Annotated in this window: 1 protein-coding gene; it reads right to left on the reverse strand. The window is 50.0% G+C overall.

All coding sequences use genetic code 11. The features are described 5' to 3' along the window. On the reverse strand, nucleotides 1-1,121 hold a 1,121-nt coding region (gene tuf / locus H9653_RS12345; RefSeq protein ID WP_191692585.1), incomplete at its 3' end, for an elongation factor Tu. Nucleotides 1,122-1,139 lie beyond the last annotated feature (18 nt).

Below are 1,139 nucleotides of genomic sequence, written 5' to 3' on the forward strand. Positions count from 1 at the left end.
CCTTTGTCCATAGCGATTGGGTGGATAAGCTCTACGCCCATCTCAACGTTGTCACCAGGCATAACCATTTCAGTACCGTCTTGTAATTGGATTGCGCCAGTTACGTCAGTGGTACGGAAGTAGAACTGTGGACGATAGCCGTTTAGGAATGGTGTGTGACGACCACCCTCTTCTTTTGACAGTACGTATACTTCTGCGTCAAATTTAGTATGAGGGGTGATTGAACCTGGCTTGGCTAGTACTTGGCCACGTTGTACGTCTTCACGCTTAGTACCACGTAGTAATACGCCACAGTTTTCGCCTGCACGACCTTCGTCTAGCAGTTTACGGAACATCTCTACACCAGTACAGGTGGTTTTTTGGGTGTCACGGATACCGACGATTTCGATTTCGTCACCGACACGTACGATACCTGATTCAACACGACCGGTTACTACGGTACCACGGCCTGAGATTGAGAATACGTCTTCGATTGGCATTAGGAATGCTTTGTCAACGTCACGCTCTGGCTCTGGGATGTAGGTGTCTAGGATGCCTAGTAGTTCTACAACGGCTGGTTGGCCGTATTGACCTTCGTCGCCTTTAAGGGCTTGGGTGGCACTCCCTTTTACGATTGGGGTGTCGTCGCCTGGGAAGTCGTAGTCGTTAAGAAGTTCACGAACTTCCATTTCTACTAGCTCAAGCAATTCTTCGTCGTCAACAAGGTCACATTTGTTCATGAAGACGATGATGTACGGTACGCCAACCTGACGTGATAGCAGGATGTGCTCACGGGTTTGTGGCATTGGGCCGTCAGTTGCTGATACGACTAGGATTGCGCCGTCCATTTGGGCTGCACCGGTGATCATGTTTTTAACATAGTCGGCGTGACCTGGGCAATCAACGTGGGCGTAGTGACGGGTTTCGGTGTCATATTCTACGTGTGAGGTGTTGATGGTGATGCCACGTGCTTTTTCTTCTGGTGCGCTATCAATAGCGGCGTAGTCTTTGGCTTCGCCACCAGAGGTGATTGCGGCTACGGTTGCGATAGCGGCGGTTAATGTTGTTTTACCGTGGTCAACGTGTCCGATGGTACCGACGTTGACGTGTGGCTTGCTGCGTTCAAACTTGGCCTTTGCCATGGGTATTTCCTCTTTATT

The organism is Psychrobacter communis, from assembly GCF_014836505.1.
Taxonomy (GTDB): domain Bacteria; phylum Pseudomonadota; class Gammaproteobacteria; order Pseudomonadales; family Moraxellaceae; genus Psychrobacter; species Psychrobacter faecalis.